Here is a 17,715-nt window from a genome sequence, read left to right as displayed (position 1 = left end):
AAGTGATTATGGCTTATCAAGTTACCGTCATGCCAAGCGGCCGCCAATTCGAGGCGGCAGCCGACGAAACCATCCTGAGCGCGGCCCTGCGCCAGGGCATCGGCCTGCCCTACGGCTGCAAGAACGGCGCCTGCGGCTCCTGCAAGGGCCAGGTGGTGAACGGCTCCGTGGTCCAGGGCGATCACGCCGCTTCCGCGCTGACGCAGCAGGAACAGACCGAAGGCGGTGCCCTGTTCTGCTGCGCCACGGCCAGCTCGGACATCACCATCGAGTGCCGCGAAGTACACGGCGCCGGCGACATCCCTATCAAAAAGGTGCCCTGCCGCGTGGTCGGGCTAGAACGCGCTGCCGACGACGTGGTCGTGGTCCGGCTGCAACTGCCGGCCACCGAGCGCCTGCAATTCCTGGCCGGCCAGTATGTCGAATTCCTGTTGCGCGACGGCAAGCGCCGCAGCTACTCGATCGCCACCCCGCCGCACGAGGAAGGCCCGCTCGAACTGCACATCCGCCACATGCCGGGCGGCGTGTTCACCGACTATGTGTTCGGTGCCAAGGAAGGTGCGCCGGTCATGAAGGAGCGCGACATCCTGCGCTTCGAAGGCCCGCTCGGCAGCTTCTTCCTGCGCGAGGAGTCGGACAAGCCCATCATCCTGCTGGCCTCCGGCACCGGCTTCGCGCCGATCAAGGCCATCGTCGAGCATGCCGCCTACACCGGCATCACCCGGCCGATGACCTTGTACTGGGGCGGACGACGCCCGCGCGACCTGTATCTGCACGCGCTGTGCGAGAAATGGGCGCGGGAACTGCCCAACTTCCGCTACGTGCCGGTGGTGTCCGATGCGCTGGCCGAGGATCAGTGGCAGGGCCGCACGGGCTTCGTGCACCAGGCAGTGATGGCCGACCACCCGGACCTGTCCGGCCACGAGGTGTACGCCTGCGGCGCGCCGGTGATGGTCAACGCCGCCCGCCGCGACTTCACCTCGACGTGCTGCCTGCATGAGGACGCCTTCTTCGCCGACTCGTTCACCTCGGAAGCGGACCTGCATCCGGCGGGCGACAAGCCGGCCGCCTGAGCGCCCCGGCGCAGGTGCAGGCGTCCCCTTCACGCAACAGCACGGCCGCGATGCCCGGGACCGCCAACATTCGCTTTGACACCCGGGCGCATGCGCCTTATATTTGCCGCCATGAACTACGCAACCAATACCCGACGCAGCTTCCGTACGTCGCTCCCCACCGGGGTGCCGCGCGGCTGACCGTCGACAGCGTCTGTTCAGGTCAACAAGCCACGGGCAACCCCCGTGGCTTTTTGTTTTTGTTTCCGCTTTCTTCGCTGGCTTTCCGCCTCTCCCGACCCACGCCGACCCCTGGAGTCCGCCATGGCATTTGCTGATGAGTTTCCCGTCCAATCCCTGATGTACATCACCAACCGGCCCGAACTGGTCTTCACCGAAGGCAAGGGCTCGTGGCTGACGGACCAGCACGGCAAGCGCTATCTGGATTTCGTGCAGGGCTGGGCGGTCAACTGCCTGGGCCACTCGAACCCCGGCATGATCGAGGCACTGACCAAGCAGGCGCACAAGATCATCAACCCGAGCCCGGCCTTCTACAACGAGCCGATGATCGCGCTGGCCAAGCTGCTGACCGACCACAGTGGCTTCGACAAGGTCTTCTTCGCCAACAGCGGCGCCGAGGCCAACGAAGGTGCGATCAAGCTGGCGCGCAAGTGGGGCCGCAAGCACAAGGACGGCGCCTACGAGATCATCACGATGGACCACAGCTTCCACGGCCGCACGCTCGCCACCATGAGCGCGTCGGGCAAGGCAGGCTGGGACACCATCTTCGCGCCGCAGGTGCCGGGCTTCCCCAAGGCCGAGCTGAATGACCTGGCGTCGGTCGAGGCGCTGATCAACGACAAGACCGTGGGTATCATGCTCGAGCCGGTGCAGGGCGAGGGCGGCGTGATCCCCGCCACGCGCGAGTTCATGCAAGGCCTGCGCGCGCTCGCCGACAAGCACAAGCTGCTGTTCATCGTCGACGAAGTGCAGACCGGCTGCGGCCGCTGCGGCACGCTGTTCGCGCACGAACTGTCCGGCGTGCAGCCGGACATCATGACGCTGGGCAAGGGCATCGGCGGCGGTGTGCCGCTGTCGGCCCTGATGTGCACGGCGGCCGTGGCCAGCTTCGAAGCCGGCGACCAGGGCGGCACCTACAACGGCAATCCGCTGATGACCGCGGTGGGCTGCTCGGTGATCGAGCAGCTGACCGCGCCGGGCTTCCTGCAGAGCGTGCAGGACAAGGGCGCCTACCTGCGCGAACAGCTGCTGGCCCTGTCCGGCGAGTTCGGCCTCGGCGGCGAGCGCGGCGAAGGCCTGCTGCGCGCGCTGGTGCTGAACCGCGACATCGGCCCGCAACTGGTGGAGGAAGCACGCGAACTGCAGCCGCAGGGCCTGCTGCTGAACGCGCCGCGCCCCAACCTGCTGCGCTTCATGCCGGCCCTGAACGTCGAACGCGAAGAGATCGACCTGATGATCGGCATGCTGCGCGGCCTGCTGAAGAAGCTGGCCTGAAGCGCGCCACGCCAAGACCGAGCGTCAAGCACAAGGTCTTGGCTCCCTCTCCCGCAAGCGGGACAGGGAGCAGGCCTGCGGCGGGCGGAAAACCGCCCGCCCTCACTCTCCCAGATACGCCGCCCGTACCTTCGGGTCGTCCAGCATCTGCTTGGCGTCGCCGCTCATGGTGATCAGCCCCGACTCCATCACATAGCCGCGGTGCGCCGCCTGCAGCGCCAGGCGCGCGTTCTGCTCGACCAGCAGCACCGTCACGCCCTGGCCGGAGATGTCGCGCACCACCTCGAAGATCTTCTCGACCATGATGGGCGACAGGCCCATCGAAGGCTCGTCCAGCAGCAGCAGCTTGGGCTGGCTCATCAGCGCGCGCGCCATCGCCAGCATCTGCTGCTCGCCACCCGACATGGTGCCCGCGAGCTGGTTGGCGCGCTCCTTCAGGCGCGGGAAAATGCCGAACATGCGCTCGATGTCGGCCTTGATGCCGGCGTCGTCGTTGCGCGTGTAGGCCCCCATCTGCAGGTTCTCGGTGATGGTCATGCGCGCGAACACTCCGCGCCCTTCCGGCACCATGGCCAGCCCCTGCTTGAGCAGCTGGTAGCTGGGCACGCCCTTGATGGACTTGCCCATGTACTCGACGTCGCCGCCGGCCCAGCCCTGCATGCCGGTGATGGCCTTCATCGTGGTGGTCTTGCCGGCGCCGTTGGCACCGATCAGCGTGACCAGTTCGCCGTCGGCGATCTCCAGGTCGACGCCCTTGACCGCCTGGATGCCGCCGTAGGCGACCTTCAGGCCCGAAATCTTCAGCATTGTCTGTTTCATTTGCCGTCTCCCGCCCTCAATGCGCCGACGCGCCGAGGTAGGCCTCGATCACGGCAGGATTGCTCTGCACCTCCTGCGGCAACCCTTGCGCGATGACCTTGCCGTAGTCCAGCACGGTCAGGCGGTTGCACAGGCCCATCACCAGCTTCACGTCGTGCTCGATCAGCAGGATGGTCTTGCCGTCGCTGCGGATCTTGTCGAGTAGGCCGCGCAACTCGACCTTCTCGGTCGCGTTCATGCCGGCGGCCGGTTCGTCCAGCGCCAGCAGCTTGGGCTCGGTGGCCAGCGCGCGGGCGATCTCCAGGCGGCGCTGGTGGCCGTAGGAGAGATTGCGCGAGGTGAAGTTGGCATACTTGGAGATGCCGACGTATTCCAGCAGATCGTGGGCCATGTCCTCGACCGATTCCTCTTCGCGCCGCACCGAAGGCGGGCGGAAGATGGCACCGAACAGGCCGGCCTTGGTGCGCACGTGACGGCCGACCATCACGTTCTCCAGGGCCGTCATGTCACCGAACAGGCGGATGTTCTGGAAGGTGCGGGCGATGCCGGCCTTGGCCACTTCGTGCACGGCGGTGGGCTGGTAGGGCTGGCCGCCCAGGCGGAATTCGCCCGAGTCGGGTGTGTACAAGCCGGTGATGACGTTGAAGAAGGTCGTCTTGCCGGCACCGTTCGGGCCGATCAGGCCGTAGATCTCGCCCTGCTTGATCTGCAGGCCCACATCGGACAGCGCCTGCAGGCCGCCGAAACGCTTGTTGACCCCCTGCACGGACAGGAGGGTGTTGTCTTGGCTCATCTTGTCCTCCTGTTCAGAAACGGCCTACGTTGCCGGCACGACGCGCCACGGGGCGGTCTTCCTTGCGCGGCGAAGGCCACAGGCCCGCGGGGCGGTACAGCATCACACCCACCATGGCGAGACCGAAGAGCAGTTGACGCAAGACTTCGGCATCGACCAGCACGGTGCCGAACAGCATGTTCTGCACCGGCCCTGCCGTCGCGCGCAGCAGTTCCTGGAAGCCCACCAGCAGGATGCCGCCGAGGATCACACCCGGGATATGGCCCATGCCGCCGAGCACCACGATGGCGAGGACGTAGATGGATTCCCACAGCACGAAGGACTCGGGCGAGACGAAGCCCTGGAAGGAGCCGAACACCGCGCCCGACACGCCGCCGAAGGAGGCGCCCATGGCGAAGGCGAGCAGCTTGATGTTGCGGGTGTTGATGCCCATCGCCTTGGCCGCGATCTCGTCCTCGCGGATGGCCACCCAGGCACGACCGATGCGGGAGTTCTGCAGGCGCAGGCAGATGAAGACGATCACCACCACCAGCGCCACCAGAAGGTAGTAGTACAGGAACACCGGTGTGAGCTTGAGCCCGAAGATCTCGTGCGCCTTGGAGAAATCGAATCCGAACAGGTGGACGGGATCGACCGCGGTGATGCCCTTGGGCCCGTTGGTGATGTTGACCGGGCGGTCCAGGTTGTTCATGAAGATGCGGATGATCTCGCCGAAGCCCAGCGTGACGATGGCGAGGTAGTCGCCGCGCAGCTTGAGCGTCGGTGCACCGAGCAGCACGCCGAAGGTGGCCGCCACCAGCACCGCCAGCGGCAGCACCAGCCAGACGCTGAGGTGCAGTCCGTTGGGGAACAGCTGATGGATCCATTCGAACTGGTTGCTGAGGTGCGGCGAGCCCAGCAGCGCCATCAGGTAGGCACCCACCGCGTAGAAAGCGATGTAGCCGAGGTCGAGCAGGCCGGCGAAGCCCACCACGATGTTCAGGCCCAGCGCCAGCATGATGTAGATCAGCGCGAAATCCATCACGCGGACCCAATAGTTGCCACCGAGCGTCTGCACGATGAACGGCGCGAACAGCGCTACCGCGAGGAAGGCCAGCAGCGCTGCCAGCGTCTTGGCCGGCGTTCGCGACGGCGCGGCTGCCTGCGCGGCGGACGAGGGGATCTGGGTAGTCATGATGCAATCCTCCTCAAGCCCGGTCGGCGACACGTTCGCCCATGATGCCGGACGGACGGAACACCAGCACGATGATCAGCACGATGAAGGCGAACACGTCCTGGTAGTTCGACCCGAACACGCCGTTGGTCAGGTCGCCGATATAGCCGGCGCCGAGCGCTTCGATCATGCCCAGCAGCATGCCGCCGACCATGGCGCCCGCCAGGTTGCCGATGCCGCCCAGCACTGCGGCGGTGAAGGCCTTCAGGCCGGGAATGAAGCCCATGTAGAAGTGCGCGTTGCCGTAGTTCGTCGCCATCATCACGCCGGCCAGCGCCGCCAGCGTCGCGCCGATCATGAACGTGGCCGAGATCACGAAGTTGGGGTTCACCCCCATCAGTCCGGCCACCTTCTGGTTCTCGGCGGTGGCGCGCATGGCGCGGCCCAGCTTGGTACGGTTGACCAGCGCCAGCAGGCCCGACATCACGATCAGGGCCATGCCGATGATGACGATCTCCTTGCCGGTGATGGTGGCACCGGTCGAGCCGATGTCGATCGGATCGGACGGCAGCAGTTGCGGGAAGGTCAGCGGGTTGCGCGACCAGATCATCATCGCCAGCGTCTGCAGGATGATGGAGACACCGATCGCAGTGATCAGCGGCGCCAGCCTGGGCGCGTTGCGCAGCGGCCGGTAGGCGACCCGCTCGATGGTGTAGGCGACCAGCGCGCAGACCGGCATCGCGACCAGCGTGGCGATCACCAGCATCAGCCAGTCGGGCAGGCCGGGGGCGAATTTCTGCAGGCCGAGGATGACCGACAGCGCGGTCATGGCGCCGAACATCAGGACGTCGCCGTGGGCGAAGTTGATGATGCCGAGAATACCGTAGACCATGGTGTAGCCGAGCGCGATCAGAGCATAGATGCTGCCGAGCACGAGGCCGTTCACGATCTGCTGGATAAGGATATCCATGAAAAGCTCCTACTTCAGCCCCTGGCCTTGCGGCACGGCATGGTGTGGATGCCGGGGGCGATGGTACGTGACGGGTTGGGTAGCGGAAAGTCGATAGCTGGTAAGCGGCCTGCCCTGCGCCGCCCCGGTAAGGGCGGCGCCACAAGGAGCAAGGCTAAAAAAACGGCACCGCAAGGTATGTACGGTGCCGTCCATTCGGGCCGATAAACCCCGGTTTACATCTTCACGACGTCGAGCACAGTCTTCTTCTTGTCCTTGTACTCGTACAGCGTGATGGTGCCCTCCTTCATGTCGCCCTTCTCGTCGAAGGCGATATTACCGATCAGGCCCTTGTAGTTGGTCTTGGGCATCTCGGCCAGGATGGCCGCCGCATCGGTCGAGTTGGCGCGCTTCATGGCGTCGACGATGACCATCACGGCGTCATAGGTGAACGGCGCGTAGATCTGCACCGGCGACTTGAAGCGCGCTTCGTAGCGCTTCTCGAAGTCGGCGCCCTGCTCCATCTTGGACAGCGCCAGGCCGGCCTCCGAGCAGATGATGTTGGAGACCGCGTCGCCGGCCAGCTCGGCCACCTTGTCGGTACAGACGCCATCGCCGCCGACGATCTTGGCGCCGATGCCCAGTTCCTTCGCTTGCTTGGCGAAGGGACCGCCCGTGGCATCCATGCCGCCGTACATGATCACGTCGGGCTTCTTGCCCTTGATCTTGGTCAGAATGGCCTTGAAGTCCGTGGCCTTGTCATTGGTCGCCTCGCGGGCGACCACGTTGACACCGGCCGCCTTGATGGTCTTCTCGAACTCGTCGGCCAGACCCTTGCCGTAGGCGGTGGCGTCGTCGACGATGGCCACGCTCTTGGCATGCAGGTTCTTGGCCGCGTAGTTGGCCAGCGCCGGCCCCTGCTGGGCATCGGTCGCCACCACACGGAAGGTGGTCTTGAAGCCCTGCTTGGTGTAGTCGGGGTTGGTCGAGGACGGCGAGATCTGCACGATGCCGGCATCGCTGTAGATCTTGGAGGCCGGGATCGACACGCCCGAGTTCAGGTGGCCGACCACGGCCACGACCTTCTCGTCGACCAGCTTCTGCGCGACGGCGGTGCCGGTCTTCGGGTCCGCTGCGTCGTCTTCGCCGACCAGCTCGAGCTTGATCTTCTTGCCGCCGATCTCCAGGCCCTTCGCGTTGACTTCCTCCACGGCCAGGCGGGCGCCGTTTTCGTTGTCCTTGCCCAGGTGTGCGATGCCGCCGGTCAGAGGCGCCGCATGACCGATCTTGACGACCGTCTCGCCGCCGGCCTGCGCGGCTGCCGCCGGTGCCGAGGCGGCCGATTCGGCGGGCTTTTCCTCTTTCTTGCCACAACCTGCGACCAGTGCCACAGCTGCTGCGATCGGCACAATCTTGGCCAACGTGATTTGCATGAGTGATCTCCTAGGATTCACAAGAGCAGGGAACAGCAACGCCTCCCGGACGTTTTCCCTGGACCGCCTTTTGTCTTGTTTCAATTTGAAACGCGCGCATTGTATCCCCTTTCTTCGCGGACGCAATATGCGACGCAACAAGTTGATTCAATAACCCGTTAATTGAGCTAGGGAATTTCCCCAATGCCCAGATTGGGGCAATTCCCGCTCAACCGGCGGGTCCCCGCCTCAAACCTAACAAGATTCGTGCCTACCGCCTCCAAACATGGGTTTTGTAAAGAAAGAAGCACTCAGATTGAGCTTAATTAGTCGGCCCTGAACAATCCCGGAAAGCCAGGCGTAGCAAGGCATTGAGGGAAGAAGCGGATATCAGGAATTGCAAGGATGAGGCATATTGGCACACAGAATCCTGCAAATTCCGACGAGGTCTGAATGGGCCCAACGCCGATCACGCCGCAGACTGGCGAGTTGTTCAAGCAGCCGCTGGCTGAGCAAATCAACATGCGCCACCCCTTGGTGCAACTGGCGGGGCTGATCGACTGGCAGGCCCTGGAGCAAGCGCTGTCGGAGAGCTTCATTTCGAAGCGTGGCCGCCCGGCGACACGCCCGCGACTGATCGCCGGCCTGCTGTACCTGCAGCATGCATTCGACCTGTCCGATGAAGACGTGGTGTGGGGCTGGGTGGAGAATCCCTATTGGCAGTTCTTCACAGGCGAGACGTACTTGCAGACCGATCCGCCGGTTGATCCGTCCAGCCTGTCACGCTGGCGTCGCCGGCTGGGTGAGGCGGGCGTCGAGGAATTGCTGGCGCACACGATTGAGGCGGCCCGGCGTGCCGGTGCAGTCAGGGAGTCGAGTTTGCGACGCGTGATCGTTGACACCACCGTCATGGAGAAGGCGGTGGCACATCCGACGGATTCGCGCCTGCTGGAACGAGGCCGAGTGCACTTGGTGAAGGCAGCGAAGCGGCTGGGCTTGAAACTGCGGCAGAACTACAACCGCGAGGCACCGAGACTCGCCGCACAGATCGGGCGTTACGCCCATGCGAAGCAATACACGCGCATGCGGCGCACCCTGCGGACCCTGCGTTCGCGCGTCGGGCGGGTGTATCGGGATGTGGAGCGCCAACTTGGTGCCGTGCCCGAACCGCAGCGCAACGCACTGCAAGACCTCCTGGCACGAGTACACCGACTGCTGACACAGCGCACCGACGACAAGAACAAGCTGTACGCCTTGCATGCGCCGGAGGTTGAGTGCATCAGCAAGGGCAAAGCCCGCAAGCCGTATGAATTCGGTGTGAAGGTGTCGATCACGACGACGCACAAGGAAGGGCTGGTGATTGGCTCTCGCTCCATGCCCGGCAACCCGTATGACGGTCACACGCTCTACGAGGCGCTCGAGCAGGCCCAGATTCTCTCTAACGTCCGTCCGGAGATTGCCGTGGTGGACCGCGGCTATCGCGGTGCAGAGGTGGATGGCATCCGCATCCTGCGCTCAGGCCAAAAGCGAGGTGTTACCCGAGTCATCAAAGCGATGATTAGGCGGCGCAGTGCGATCGAGCCTGCCATTGGGCACATGAAGGCCGACGGCAAGCTCGATCGCAATTGGCTGAAGGGCACACTCGGCGATGCCCTGCATGCAGTCCTCTGCGGCGCAGGCCATAACATCCGGTTGATCTTGCGGAAGCTGCGGCTTCTTTTTGCCTGGTTTCTTTGCTCCCTACATCTCGAGCAGCTCGCCACATCACTTCGCTGAAGCGCTCGGCGAGCCCGCAGAGGGAATTATTCAGGGCCGACTAATTAAATATGTGCTCCATTCCTATATAGCTGAAGCTATTCCTAATGTGCAGAATGTTCCGCCCGCACCATAATAGGGAAAACCCGATAAATGGGGATTACCCTTATTTGTCTTTCCCCACAGACAGGTGGATATAATCCGGCTGCGATCCGGTGCATTCAGCGGCATTTACCAGGCAGCCGCTGCGCACGCCATGCACCATTCCGGCGCAGCGCACTGGAATGGCGAACCGGGGAATCAGGCATCACATGCCGGCCGGCAACGGCAGTCATCGTGGCGGGCGCCAGGCGGAGGGGAAAGGCGAGGAGCGTGGGGAGGGCGTGGGCGGGAACGCGGCAAGGGGCAGGAGGACGCGGAGTCCGACTGACGGCGCCTGCCCCGCCTGCTGTCGATGCACGGGCAGCCGTGCGCTTAAAGCAGGCGGCGGCCGGGCCGGATGCCCGGCCCGGAAGATTCGTGCAGATTCAGGCGAGATCGGCCTGCAGGCCGCGCGGCAGCGGGAACGACATGTTCTCCTCGATGCCTTCCAGCGCGCGCACCTGCCTGGCCCCCAGGGCACGCAGGCGTTCGACGATGGACTGGGCCAGCGCCTCGGGCGCCGACGCGCCCGCGGTCAGGCCGATGCGGCGCTTGCCCGCCACCCATTCGGGCTGCACCTGGTCAGGCGAGTCCACCATGTAGGCTGGCACGCCGAGACGCGCGGCCAGTTCGCGCAGGCGGTTGGAGTTGGAGCTGTTCGGGCTGCCGACGACGATCACCACCTCCACCTGGGGCGCCATGAACTTGACGGCATCCTGGCGGTTCTGCGTGGCATAGCAGATGTCCTGCTTCTTCGGTTCCTTGACCAGCGGGAAACGCTCCTTCAGGGCCGCCACGATCTCCTGGGTCTCGTCGACCGACAGCGTGGTCTGGGTCACGTAGGCGAGGCGGGCCGGGTCGGACACCTGCAGGCGCGCCACGTCCTCGGCGGACTCCACCAGCAGCATGCCGCCTTCGACCTGGCCCATGGTGCCCTCCACCTCCGGGTGGCCCTTGTGCCCGATCATGATGATCTCGCAGCCCTCGGCGCGCATCTTGCCAACCTCGACGTGGACCTTGGTCACCAGCGGACAGGTTGCATCGAACACGGTCAGGCCGCGTGAGGCGGCCTCGTCGCGCACCTGGCGCGAGACGCCGTGCGCGCTGAAGATCACCGTCGAGCCCTCGGGCACTTCCGCCAGGTCGTCGATGAAGATGGCACCCTTCTCGCGCAGTTGTGCCACCACGTAGGCGTTGTGCACGATCTCGTGGCGCACGTAGATGGGGGCGCCGAAGCGCAGCAGCGCGCGCTCGACGATCTCGATGGCGCGGTCGACGCCCGCGCAGAAGCCTCGCGGCTGGGCCAGCAGGATCTCGGCGTCGTTGGCGGTGTTGAGTTCAGACATGCTGCAGTTCTTAGAGGAGAGCCGCCGGCGCAGGGCGCGGATGCCGCGCTCCGGCCGCCGGACGGCGAAGCATCAAAGGATCCCGATCAGCTGGACGTCGAACAGGATGGTCTGCCCCGCCAGCGGATGGTTGAAGTCGAACAGGGCCGAGGTCGGGCCGATCTCCTTGAGCACGCCGGCGTACTTGCCGCCGCCCGGCGCATTGAATTCCACCAGGTCGCCCGGCGCATAGTCTTCCTCGAAGGAACTGTTCTCGCGCAGGGTCGCCAGCGAGACCCGCTGCAGCAGTTCCGGATTGCGCGGACCGAACCCATGCTCCGGCGCCAGCCGGTAGGTGGTGCGGTCGCCCTCGGCCATGCCCAGCAGTGCCTGCTCCAGCGTCGGGGCCATCTGGCCCTGGCCGAGCAGGAGGGTGGCGGGCTTGTCCTCGAACGTACTGACGATCTCCGTACCGTTCTCGAGGGAAATGCTGTAGTGGAGCGTCAGGAAGGAGTCCGCCTGCACGGTCTTGCGACCAGGCGCCTGCTCCCCTGCCGCCTCCGAGGCAAAAGTTTGCACATTCATGGGTGTTCAACCGGTAGTAGGGTAGGAGCAGACCATTGCTGGCCTGCTCCCCCCTAAGAACCGTACGTGCGAGTTTCCCCGCATACGGCTCAAGCCTTTACATCGCTTCTCCTACCGGAGAAGCCGGCTTCACAACATCAATACTTCTAGCATGCACCTGGGCGTGGCAGTTCGGGTGTAGCAGAACGCGATTCCCTAAGGCGTCCGAGCCACCGTGCACACGGTACTCGATATGGTGGTCGTGCCACCCCGATTCCTTAGTGATCTTGCACTGACACAACGCGCACAAGCCCCGCTGCGAGACATACAAGCGAATCCACTGCTTTCGGTGCGCCATGCCTTCTAGCATACGCTCCTGACGTAGCGATTCCCCGTACATCTCCTGCGCTGGGTCGAAGGGATGGTAGTCCCCTCGAACCTTCTTGTGTCGCCTGATCGGCGTACCCGCGAGCGAGTACAACTCCGACCAACCTTCACTGCCGTCGCCGTTCACGAGCTTGGTCCCAAACACCCAATTCCGCCTTCCAACCGTTGCGAAGTACTTGCTTCGCACCCAGTCGGCAGACTTCTGAGGATGCCGCCTTTTCGCCCACCGCCATAGAACATTGAATACGACATGTTCCATGCGTGTGAACGCCGTCTTGGCTACCACGGGGCTGTGATACTGCGCCCAACCCCGTAGCATCGGGTTCAGCATCCGGATCAGATCCGTCTGCCTCACCGTCTTGTTGACACTGACGACCTCCTTGACCTTGCGATAGAACGCTTGTGCGTTCTTCTTGCTTGGCTTGATGAGCAACGTTCCCGAGTACTTCCGGAAATTCCACCCGAGGAAGTCAAAGCCCTTGGCGATGTTGACGACCCGCGTTTTCTCCGTCGACAGCGACAGCCCTCTCACTGCTAGGAACTGTTCTACCCACGGCTTCACCTCGTGTTCCAACACCTCCGGCGTCTCGCCGGTGATCACGAAGTCGTCCGCATAGCGCACAACATTCACCTTGGCCCTTCTTGTGCCGGCAACCCCTCGCTTCGCTCTAAGGAACTCCGCAAGTTGGGCTTCCAACCCATTCAGTGCCACGTTAGCCAGCGTCGGGGAAATGATGCCTCCCTGCGGCGTTCCGGCTTCGGTCGCCTGAAACTGGCCCTGAAATACCACGCCAGCCTTCAACCACTTCCGAAGGACCACCTTGTCCATGGGGACATTGTGTTCCAGCCAGTCGTGACTGATGTGGTCGAAGCAACCCCGGATGTCCGCTTCCAGAATCCATCGGGCCGAGGCCTTTTTGGACAGGTTGAGGAACAGCTGGGACATGGCATCCGCGGTGGACCGATTGATCCGAAACCCGTAGGAGTTCGGATCGCTCGTCCCTTCGGACACCGGTTCCAGCGCCAGCAGATACAGCGCCTGCATGGCTCGGTCCAACATGGTCGGAATGCCCAGAGGGCGCTCCTTCCCGTTGGCTTTGGGGATGTAGACCCTCCGTAATGGCATGGGCCGATACCCCCGGCGCTTCAACCGCCCGATGGCTTCCCATCGGGCTTCAGGCGAGTCCCACAGTTCGCGATCGACGCCTGCCGTTCGCTTACCTTGGTTCTCCGTCACTCGCTTGACCGCCGATGCCTTGGCGGAAAACGAGCGGGTCAGGGATCGCTGCAAGGCTTTCACCCTGCGCCAGTCCCCTTCCTGTGTTGCCTTCGCAATTCGAATCTGCATTGCCCGAACGTTCCGCTCGATACGGCGCCAGTTGATGGCGCCCCAACGTTGCGGCACGCCGGAGAGCGCAGATTCATCCTTACGGATCAATGCTTCCATGCTGCTCTCCTGTCTTGAGAAGTTCCCCTCGACAGCCAGAGACAACATGCCCCCTGAGGGACACATTGCCCCTCAAGGGAAGAAATTTTCACAAGCGAGTTCAGTCAGTCGTCCTGCGACGAAAGACCAGTTGGAAGTCTGCCCGCTTTCGCGTGGAGGAATGTTTCACCCCCTATCCGAACCATTACAGCCCGGCCTTCGCTTTCTCCAACCTCCCATACCCGCACAGCCAACAGCGTCCCTTACGGTCCGCCTGCCGAAGCCGTACTGCGCTCCGGCAGCCATACGGGCTTACCACGTTCCCTGCACGTTACACGGCTGGGTTAGGGCCTGCCTTTCCGCCGGTGGTCGCATTGGCGACGTACCCCGAGTTGCCAGCGAGGTAACCGACCACACACCGTTTGGTTAGTGCCTGTCAGCAGCTTTGGCACTTCAATAGTCACGGCGTTTATCAGCAGTTCACATATGTTGCCCATGCCAGTCAGCCTAGCTCCTCAACCCCGTTGCTGCTCGGAGTCTCTGCCCCTTCGCCTCGCGGCGAGTGGACACCCTTGCGGGGGCTACGTTGTCAGGAGAGCTTCACACCCCACCGTTACCAGTGACGCATGTCTCCCTAGGCTACTGCTAGTCGCATAGCAGGTTCTCTATCGGGCACCTTCACAGGCGTGTCCGACTGAACCATAACGCACAGAGCTTTACGCTCCGGGACCTCACTTTTTTGCCTCATGTGCTCCTGTACCAGCGAGCGCTTGACGGTGGCGGTCTCTTGCGAGCACCAGCCTCCGTCCCAAAGAACGTAGCGCCGATCCATTGGACCGGTTTCAAAGCTATGTGGCGCATGCGCATCAAACTTCATTGCGCATCCACCCGCTCCCTCCGAAGAGGGGCGTTTACAGGTAACCCGCCCAAAGGCGAGCGTCCCCGCCTTTGGGCGATGGCTGGACATTCGTCCAGCAAAAGCAAGCTGCAAGCGAGACCGATGAACTGGTGCCGTTCGCAACAGATGGACACACCCAGGCTTTGCCGGCCGGGGTAGTCTAAGCAAGTAGATGGTTGGGGTTGTGCGGTTCAGGCCGGAGCCCTTTCCGCGTCCCAACAAGGGTCGATGCTCTTAACGGAAAGCTCCCGGACACGATGATGCGTGTCGCACAACAACCGCTATTGTAAGCGACTGCGAAGCAAGCCGCCCCAAGCCGCCCCAAGTCACCGCCAGCGGGTGGATCCCGGTGAACCCCGCGGGCGCCCGCCCGCCCCTGCCACGGAGACCGAGCGATGCCCATCACCGACTGGCCGGCCGACGAACGGCCGCGCGAGAAGCTGCTGCTGAACGGCGCCGCCAGCCTCTCGGACGCCGAGCTGCTGGCCGTCTTCCTGCGCGTGGGGGTGGCCGGCAAGACCGCCGTGGACCTCGCGCGCGAGTTGCTGCGGGGCTTCGGCTCCCTGTCGCGCCTGTTCGGCGCCGACGCGCAAGCGCTGGCGCGCGTGCGCGGCATGGGCCGCGCCAAGTATGCACAACTGCAGGCGGCACTGGAATTGACGCGGCGCGCCCTGGCGGAGGACCTGCGCCTGGCCACCGACCTCTCCTCCCCGCAAGCCGTGCGCGACTACCTGCGCCTGTCGATCGCCCACCTGCCCTACGAGGTCTTCATGTGCCTGTTCCTCGACGCGCGCAACCGGCTGCTGGCCAGCGAGGAGCTGTTCCGCGGCACGCTGACCCACACCAGCGTCTACCCGCGCGAGGTGGCCCGGCATGCCCTGATGCATAATGCGGCCGCGGTGATCGTCGCCCACAACCATCCGTCCGGCACTGCCACGCCGAGCCGCTCCGACCTGGATATGACGCGCAGCCTGGCGCGGGCGCTGGCACTGGTCGACGTCCAGGTGCTCGACCACTTCATCGTCACCAGCAGCACAGCCTACTCGCTGGCCGAGCACCAGCAGATGTAAAGTAAGGCGGGGCGGAGACAGGACGAGAGCACGGCAGGCGCCAGTCAATGCCGAGAGAGCGCCTATCGCAGGACAATGCGCCGCGTTCGTCCCACCACCTGCCATGGCCGAAGTCAAGAAGATCTTGATCTTCCACTCGAAATCGGTTTACAATACTCGTTTTGCTGAAGTCCAAACCGCTGCAGTCCGGGCCCGTGCGCCTTCTGTTGATCTGTTGCGACATTGTCCACGAATAGAGATTTAGGAGTGCTTCATGGCACGCGTCTGTCAAGTGACCGGGAAAGCGCCGATGGTCGGCAACAACGTTTCCCACGCGAACAACAAGACCAAGCGCCGCTTTCTGCCCAATCTGCAGAATCGCCGCTTCTTCGTTGAATCGGAAAACCGCTGGGTGAGCCTGCGCGTCTCGAACGCCGGCCTGCGCCTGATCGACAAGAAAGGCATCGACTCCGTGCTCGCCGACCTGCGCGCACGCGGCGAAGTCTAATAGGAGTACACCATGGCCAGCAAAGGCGGACGCGACAAGATCAAACTGGAATCCACCGCGGGTACCGGTCATTTCTACACCACGACGAAGAACAAGCGCACCATGCCGGAAAAGATGGAGATCATGAAGTTCGATCCCGTCGCCCGCAAGCACGTTGCGTACAAGGAAACCAAGATCAAGTAATCGATCCTGGCCTTCCCCGGCATGCCGCCAGGCATGCCCGGCAAGAAGCCCCGCCTATGCGGGGCTTTTTTGCGTCCGCGGCCGGCATGCGGGTGTACACTTTCAGGCTTTCCCCTCCCCTGCGCACACGCATCAGCTTGCGCCCTTCCCGTATCATGAACTTCGATGTCGCCATCGTCGGCAGCGGACTCGCCGGACTCACGGTCGCGCTGCAACTGGCCGAGACCCATCGGGTCGTCATTCTCTGCAAACGCGCCATGACCCAGGGCGCCAGCGACTGGGCCCAGGGCGGCATCGCCGCCGTGCTCGATTCGGGCGACAGCCACGACGAGCATGTCCAGGACACGCTGGTCGCCGGCGCCGGGCTGTGCGATGAGGAGGCGACCCGCTACATCGTCGAGCACGGGCGCGAAACCATCCAGTGGCTGATCGATCGCGGCGTGCCGTTCACGCGCGACGAGCAGGCGGAGTTGGGCTTTCACCTGACGCGCGAAGGCGGCCACAGCCGGCGACGCATCATCCACGCAGCCGACGCGACCGGGCACGCGGTGGTGAGCACGCTGAGCGAGCAGGCGCGCCGGCATCCCAACATCACCATCCTCGAGGACCATTTCGCCATCGACCTGATCACGGCCGGCAAGCTGGGCCTGCCGGGCAAGCGCTGCTATGGCCTCTATGTACTGGACGATGCCAGCGGCCACGTGCGCACCGTCACGGCGACCCACACCGTGCTGGCCACCGGCGGTGCCGGCAAGGTCTACCTCTACACCACCAATCCGGACACCGCCACCGGCGACGGCATCGCCATGGCGTGGCGCGCGGGCTGCCGGGTGGCGAACATGGAATTCATCCAGTTCCACCCGACCTGCCTGTACCACCCCTATGCCAAGTCCTTCCTGATCTCCGAGGCCGTGCGCGGCGAAGGCGGCCTGCTGCGCCTGCCCGATGGCACCCGCTTCATGCCGGCCCACGATGCGCGCGCCGAGCTGGCACCGCGCGACGTGGTCGCACGCGCCATCGACTTCGAGATGAAGAAGCACGGCCTGGACTACGTCCACCTGGACATCAGCCACCAGCCGGAAGCCTTCCTGCGCGAACACTTCCCCACCATCCACGCACGCTGCCTGGAACTGGGCATCGACATCGCGCGCGAGCCGATCCCGGTGGTGCCGGCGGCGCACTATACCTGCGGCGGCGTGGTCACCGATACCGCCGGGCGCACCGACCTCGCCAACCTCTACGCCGTCGGCGAATCGGCCTGCACCGGGCTGCACGGCGCCAACCGCCTCGCCTCGAATTCCCTGCTGGAGTGCATGGTGATCGGCCGCGCGGCCGCCGCGCATATCGCTGTTCAGGACAAGAGCACGCGCCCGGACGTCGCCCTGCCCGCCTGGGATGAAAGCCGCGTCTCCGACGCGGACGAGGAGGTGGTGGTGTCGCACAACTGGGACGAACTGCGACGCATGATGTGGAACTACGTCGGGATCGTGCGCACCAGCAAGCGGCTCGAACGCGCACAGCACCGCATCGGCCTGCTGCGTGAGGAAATCGGCGAGTACTATGCCAATTTCCGCGTCACGCGCGACCTGCTGGAATTGCGCAACCTGGTCGAGGTCAGCTCGCTGATCGTGGACAGCGCCTACTCGCGTCACGAAAGCCGCGGCTTGCATTTCAGCCGCGACTATCCCGACACCTTGCCCAAGGCGCTGCCGACCGTGATGCAGCCGCCTTCGCGGCAGCGCTAGGAAAACCCCGCACGGCGGCGGGCAACGGGCGCCGCACGGCG

The 17,715-nt window shown here is 64.1% G+C and carries 15 protein-coding genes; 7 read left to right on the top strand and 8 right to left on the bottom strand.

All coding sequences use genetic code 11. From position 1 onward, the window contains the following. Positions 1-8 precede the first annotated feature (8 nt). On the top strand, positions 9-1,073 hold the full coding sequence (locus BKK79_RS14810) for a CDP-6-deoxy-delta-3,4-glucoseen reductase (protein WP_071037936.1): 1,065 nt from the start codon (positions 9-11) through the stop codon (positions 1,071-1,073). Between the two features lie 303 nt (positions 1,074-1,376). Beyond that, positions 1,377-2,567 carry an acetylornithine transaminase gene (locus BKK79_RS14805; RefSeq protein WP_071015138.1) on the top strand — a complete coding sequence of 397 codons (1,191 nt, stop codon included), beginning with the start codon at positions 1,377-1,379 and terminating at the stop codon, positions 2,565-2,567. Between the two features lie 102 nt (positions 2,568-2,669). On the opposite strand, the gene BKK79_RS14800 is transcribed toward BKK79_RS14805, so the two are convergent. The 5 genes from BKK79_RS14800 to BKK79_RS14780 form a co-directional block, all read right to left on the bottom strand. Continuing rightward, positions 2,670-3,386 (bottom strand): ABC transporter ATP-binding protein, encoded by a 717-nt coding sequence (locus tag BKK79_RS14800; protein WP_071015140.1) that lies wholly within the window; start codon positions 3,384-3,386, stop codon positions 2,670-2,672. A gap of 16 nt (positions 3,387-3,402) precedes the next feature. Next, a complete protein-coding gene (locus tag BKK79_RS14795; protein WP_071015143.1) occupies positions 3,403-4,179 on the bottom strand; it encodes an ABC transporter ATP-binding protein in 777 nt (258 codons plus the stop codon). A 13-nt stretch (positions 4,180-4,192) separates the two neighbouring features. Then, entirely contained in the window at positions 4,193-5,353 is a 1,161-nt protein-coding gene (locus BKK79_RS14790) for an ABC transporter permease subunit (RefSeq protein ID WP_071015144.1), read from the bottom strand. A gap of 13 nt (positions 5,354-5,366) precedes the next feature. Beyond that, positions 5,367-6,302 (bottom strand): branched-chain amino acid ABC transporter permease, encoded by a 936-nt coding sequence (locus BKK79_RS14785; RefSeq protein WP_071015147.1) that lies wholly within the window; start codon positions 6,300-6,302, stop codon positions 5,367-5,369. 215 nt (positions 6,303-6,517) lie between these two features. Next, complete coding sequence (locus tag BKK79_RS14780) at positions 6,518-7,714, bottom strand: branched-chain amino acid ABC transporter substrate-binding protein (protein ID WP_071015149.1); 1,197 nt, start codon at positions 7,712-7,714, stop codon at positions 6,518-6,520. Positions 7,715-8,146: 432 nt separating this feature from the next. On the opposite strand from BKK79_RS14780, the gene BKK79_RS14775 reads away from it, so the two are divergent. Then, positions 8,147-9,469 (top strand): IS5 family transposase, encoded by a 1,323-nt coding sequence (locus BKK79_RS14775; protein ID WP_071037935.1) that lies wholly within the window; start codon positions 8,147-8,149, stop codon positions 9,467-9,469. A gap of 506 nt (positions 9,470-9,975) precedes the next feature. Here the strand turns inward: BKK79_RS14775 and ispH are convergent. From ispH to ltrA, 3 genes are all read right to left on the bottom strand, one after another. Then, complete coding sequence (gene ispH, locus BKK79_RS14770) at positions 9,976-10,935, bottom strand: 4-hydroxy-3-methylbut-2-enyl diphosphate reductase (RefSeq protein ID WP_071015152.1); 960 nt, start codon at positions 10,933-10,935, stop codon at positions 9,976-9,978. 72 nt (positions 10,936-11,007) lie between these two features. After that, on the bottom strand, positions 11,008-11,499 hold the full coding sequence (locus BKK79_RS14765; RefSeq protein ID WP_071015154.1) for an FKBP-type peptidyl-prolyl cis-trans isomerase: 492 nt from the start codon (positions 11,497-11,499) through the stop codon (positions 11,008-11,010). A 97-nt stretch (positions 11,500-11,596) separates the two neighbouring features. After that, positions 11,597-13,312: a group II intron reverse transcriptase/maturase gene (gene ltrA, locus BKK79_RS14760; protein WP_071037934.1), complete on the bottom strand. Its 1,716-nt coding sequence runs from the start codon at positions 13,310-13,312 to the stop codon at positions 11,597-11,599. Between the two features lie 1,272 nt (positions 13,313-14,584). Between ltrA and radC the strand changes: the two genes are divergently transcribed. From radC to nadB, 4 genes are all read left to right on the top strand, one after another. Next, positions 14,585-15,259: a RadC family protein gene (gene radC, locus BKK79_RS14755; protein ID WP_071015160.1), complete on the top strand. Its 675-nt coding sequence runs from the start codon at positions 14,585-14,587 to the stop codon at positions 15,257-15,259. Positions 15,260-15,512: 253 nt separating this feature from the next. Then, entirely contained in the window at positions 15,513-15,746 is a 234-nt protein-coding gene (gene rpmB, locus BKK79_RS14750; protein ID WP_006575661.1) for a 50S ribosomal protein L28, read from the top strand. Positions 15,747-15,758: 12 nt separating this feature from the next. Next, on the top strand, positions 15,759-15,929 hold the full coding sequence (rpmG, locus tag BKK79_RS14745) for a 50S ribosomal protein L33 (protein WP_010814980.1): 171 nt from the start codon (positions 15,759-15,761) through the stop codon (positions 15,927-15,929). Between the two features lie 155 nt (positions 15,930-16,084). After that, entirely contained in the window at positions 16,085-17,674 is a 1,590-nt protein-coding gene (gene nadB, locus BKK79_RS14740) for an L-aspartate oxidase (RefSeq protein WP_071037933.1), read from the top strand. Positions 17,675-17,715 lie beyond the last annotated feature (41 nt).

Source organism: Cupriavidus sp. USMAA2-4, assembly GCF_001854305.1.
Taxonomy (GTDB): domain Bacteria; phylum Pseudomonadota; class Gammaproteobacteria; order Burkholderiales; family Burkholderiaceae; genus Cupriavidus; species Cupriavidus malaysiensis.
This window is presented reverse-complemented; position numbering and strand designations above follow the sequence as displayed.